The sequence below is a fragment of the Syntrophorhabdaceae bacterium genome (genome assembly GCA_028713955.1).
Classification (GTDB): domain Bacteria; phylum Desulfobacterota; class Syntrophorhabdia; order Syntrophorhabdales; family Syntrophorhabdaceae; genus UBA5609.
The window spans coordinates 1-4,046 of record JAQTNJ010000265.1; the positions used below are offsets into that span (position 1 = coordinate 1).

General features: G+C 48.7%; 2 protein-coding genes. Both read right to left on the reverse strand.

The annotated features are described in order from the left end of the window. Nucleotides 1-157: 157 nt before the first annotated feature. Nucleotides 158-1,639, reverse strand: a complete 1,482-nt coding sequence (locus tag PHU49_15350; GenBank protein MDD5245383.1) for an Rne/Rng family ribonuclease — start codon at nucleotides 1,637-1,639, stop codon at nucleotides 158-160. Beyond that, the coding region (locus PHU49_15355) for a TIGR03960 family B12-binding radical SAM protein (GenBank protein ID MDD5245384.1) at nucleotides 1,629-4,046 on the reverse strand (2,418 nt) is incomplete at its 5' end. The genes PHU49_15355 and PHU49_15350, both read right to left, overlap by 11 nt.

A 4,046-nucleotide genomic window follows, 5' to 3' on the forward strand; every position in this document is an offset into this window, starting at 1 on the left:
CGCTGTCATTGGTCTCCGTTATGTGTATCACATCATAGATAGATATGGGGTCAACGATACTTTCAATATTATGGTAACCGTCAGGTCTCTTCGAGAGGACTTTCAGGTAAAGATTAACCTTGGCAGGGGATAGCGCGGTATGTTCCATATCAAATGGTCAGTATATCCCTTCCACATGAAATTTATCGATACTGAAACCGGGGTTTGCGATAAGATTAATCTTGGTATTATACGTATTTTCGATCAGCTCTATTGAGCTTTTCTCTTCTTCATAGAGCAGGCTCGCTACTTCGGGCGAGAGATAGATGTTGAATATCCTGCCTTCTTCTTTCCTGCAGGCGCTCCGGAGCTCTCTTAAAACCTCATAGCATACGGTATACCGTGATTTAATGTAGCCTGAACCATCGCAGTTCGGACATGTCTCCGTAAGAAGGTTGGTGATGTTGTGCCTCGTTCTCTTTCTTGTAATCTGCACAAGGCCTATCTCGCTGATGGGATAGACAAAGGTCTTTATCCTGTCCTTTTTCAACACATCAACGAGGGTCTGAAAAACGGTTTCGCGCGATTCTTTCCTCTCCATGTCAATAAAATCAACGATAATAATGCCGCCGATGTTCCTCAACCGTATCTGATAGGCAATCTCTTTCACTGCCTCGAGGTTTGTCCGGAGTATGGTATCTTCGAGGTCTTTTTTACCCAGATATCTCCCGGTATTCACATCGATAACCGTGAGCGCCTCGGTATAATCAAGGACAATATAGCCTCCTGATTTCAACCAGATCTTTTTCTGCAGGAGTTTTGTGATCTCCATCTCGATACCGAATACTTCAAATATGGGGTCCTTTTCTTCGAAGTATTCAACTTCGCACCTCTCTTCGGGGAGATATTCCTTGATAAAGACCTCTATATTTTTGTACACGAAAGGATCGTCGACGATGATCTTCTTCAGGTTGTGGGAATGAAGGTCCCTTATAACCCTGAAAATAATACCAAGATCCTGATGGAGTATTGAGGGGGCCTTGACGTCTTTCGCCTTTTCCTGGATGCTCTCCCATATCCTTCTCAGAAAACTCAGATCACTTTCGATTTCATCGCTTGTCTTGCCTTCGGATGCAGTCCTTGCAATGAGGCCGTACCCTTTCGGGCATATCTCCTTCAGCAACGCTGCAAGGCGTTTCCGCTCGTCTTCCTGTTCAATCCGGCGCGATACCCCGATATGGTCAGTGGCAGGCATCAATACCAGGAGCCTTCCGGGCAACGTTATCTTTGACGTGACCCGTGTCCCTTTCTGGCCTATCGGTTCTCTTGAAACCTGCACGATCAGTTCCTGGCCATCTTCCAGAACGCCTTCAATCCTCTCCCCCAGTTCCACCGTGAATCCCGAACCCTCATACTCTTCGTACATCAGCCTGTCCAGTATAATATCTCCGACATAAAGGAAGGCAGATTTCTCGAGGCCTATATCAATAAAGGCTGCATCCATGCCCGGGACGATCCTCACGACCTTGCCCTTGTATATGCTCCCGACCATGCTGTTGTTATCCTTCTTCTCAATAAAGAACTCAATAAGAACGCCATTTTCCAGAAAGGCGATCCTCTTCTCGTTAAACGTCACATTGATAATCAGTTCAGATGCCATGTATTCTCCTGGTTGGTGTCTTTACTATCCTTGTAAACTGCCCCTGTAACCATAGCTGTTTGATACCCTTGCCCTGCCAGATGAAAAAAGATCTTTTTCCGCGTTCTTTCCATCTTGCAGCTTCCATGTTAGTATACCCTTCTGCAACCAAAATGTAAGAAAAATCTTTTACCATTTCTTCCAGTCTGCCTTCAACAGATTCGTAAATCTTCATTCCTTTCGGCAATAACCTGTTCATCGCCTGAATACAGGCCCGATCTATTTGCGTACCCTCTTCCGTCTCCACCTCGATAAACTCGCAGATACTTTCAATACCGACCGGCAGGGCCTCTGATAATTTTATCCTGGGGAGAGGGTGATACCTGCCGTGCATCCTGATCCTGATCCCTGACGCCCTGAAGATACGTAAAAGGATATTCATCGTGTCGATGTGGCCGATATAACGTGAATCGCCGTATTTCCCGTAGCGGAAGGTGAACTTTTTTGAAGATTGAAGATCGGGGGTCGGGGGTCGGGGGTCGGGGATCGGGGGTCGAAGTTCATATTCCGTCGTTCGTTGTTCGGCGTTCGGAGTTCGGAGTAAATCTTCGTTGTTCACTCTCCGCTCTTCGCTCTCAGCTCTCTGCTGCAAGTGGCCTGCTCTTCTGTCCGTAGCGCACCCTATCCCGCATCCCGCGCAGCCGCTGTAGCAGTCAACACTCTTCTCACCCGCCATAGCCCTTCCGTATTCATCCTTCAGAAAAGCGTCGCTTACGCCGGAATCAATAAAATCCCAGGGTAATGACGCATCCGGTTTCCTCCCGCCGGTATAATCTGCCATCGATAATCCGTTCTCTTGAAACCAGCGTTCATAAGTATCGAAACTAAAAAATTCACGCCAGGCCTCAAGCCTTGCGCCTTCCTGAAAGAGATATTCAAAGAGCCCTGAAAGTCTCTCATCACCTCTCGACAAAACCCCCTCGATCATGCTGAGCTTGATATCCCTGTATTTTATCCTCACGCCCTTCCCTTTGAGCAGTCCTTTCAGCAGGCGCATCTTCTCCTGCAGGACACGCTCGTCGTCCATGGGCAGCCACTGGAAAGGCGTATGAGGCTTCGGGACGAAAGGCGAAACCGAGAGGTTCACCTCGATCCCTTCCTTTTTAAAAGGGAGGAGGATCTCCCTGACACTCGCGAAATCTTCTTCTTTCTCCCATGGGAAACCGAGCATGAGATAGAGTTTTATCCTTTTCCAGCCGTATCTTTTCAGAAGAGGCAGTTGCCTGAATAACATCCCGAGGTCAATATCTTTGTTGAGCCTGCAGCGCAATTCCTCTGTGGCCGCCTCAAGCGCAAAGGTAAATCCGGTTCGCGCCACGCTGCCTATGGCACCTATCTCGTACTCACCTATGCTGCCGATCTTCAGGGACGGCAGTGATATCGATATCCCCCTGTGATTGTTCCTTACATGCTCCAGGACGTCAAAAAGACCGTTGTAATCCCCCGAACTCAGTGAAAGCAGGGATACCTCTTCGTATCCCGTATTGCATAACCCTTCGTCAATAATCTTGCAGACATTTTCAACGGACCTCTCCCTGTAAGGCCTGTACCCGAACCCGGCAAGGCAGAACCTGCAGCCGTTCCCACAGCCTCTCGATATTTCCACGTTCAGCCTGTTGTGGACGCTGCCGACAACGGGGATCGGGGGGCTTACAGGGTGACGGGTGCCGTCAAGGTCTTTCACGTAGAGCCGTTTTATCCTCTCCTTCGGGAATAACGGTGAATAAACGCCCTCAAGTCCTGACAGTTCTTCGATCAGTTGTGTCCGCTTCATCCCCTTTAAGGACTTCGCGACAGCAAGGATATTCAGCAGGACCTCGTCCGCCTCCCCCACAACGATGAGGTCAAAAAACCGTTCATACTGTTTCGGGTTCAGCATCAAGGGTCCACCGCCGATAACGACGGGGCCGCCTGTCCTCTCGATTGACCTGATCTTTATCCCGCCGAGATCCAGCATGTTGAGCACATTCGTCACATTCATCTCATAGGTCAGAGAGAAACCCACACAATCCATTTTATGAAGAGGCGTCCCTGATTCCAGCGTACAGAGAGACAACCTGTTTTCCCTGATATATCTGTCCATATCAATCCAGGGGGCGAAACACCTTTCACACCATATGCCGGGGACACTGTTCGCCAGCTCATAGAGCAGGAAATGACCGTAATATGACATCCCGATCTCGTATACGTCCGGGTAGCAGAGCGCGAAACGGACATCCACGTCCCCGGGGTCCTTCATAACCCTCCCCGGCTCATTCCCCGTGTATCGCGCCGGTCTCATTATCGTTTGCGGTATGTTCAGCATCTTATAATCCATAGTATTTCGTATTTCGTATTTCGTATATAGTATATCGTATATCGAGATTCT